Consider the following 254-nt stretch of genomic DNA (forward strand, 5'->3'; position numbering starts at 1 on the left):
CACCACCGATGGCGAACTCGCCAATGCGATGATGCACCCCCCCTACGACGTCGAGCGCGAATACGTCGTGCGCGTGCGTGCACCGGAAGGCGAAGAGAAGGTGCCAGACCGCATCGTCGACCGCCTCTCCCGTGGCGTGGCGCTGGAAGACGGCCCGGCCAAGTTCGACGAGATCGATCGCATCGGCGGCACCGATTCGGACGACTGGTTCCGCGTGGTCGTCAAGGAAGGCCGCAACCGAGAAGTGCGCCGCA

The 254-nt window shown here is 66.1% G+C and carries 1 protein-coding gene; it reads left to right on the top strand.

Annotation, left to right across the window (positions count from 1 at the left end):
- Positions 1 to 254, top strand: a 254-nt coding sequence (locus ACQG3P_RS20735) for a pseudouridine synthase (protein ID WP_426806106.1), incomplete at both ends; no start/stop codon positions are given.

Source organism: Stenotrophomonas sp. SrG (assembly GCF_050031795.1).
GTDB classification, from domain to species: Bacteria; Pseudomonadota; Gammaproteobacteria; order Xanthomonadales; family Xanthomonadaceae; genus Stenotrophomonas; species Stenotrophomonas rhizophila_A.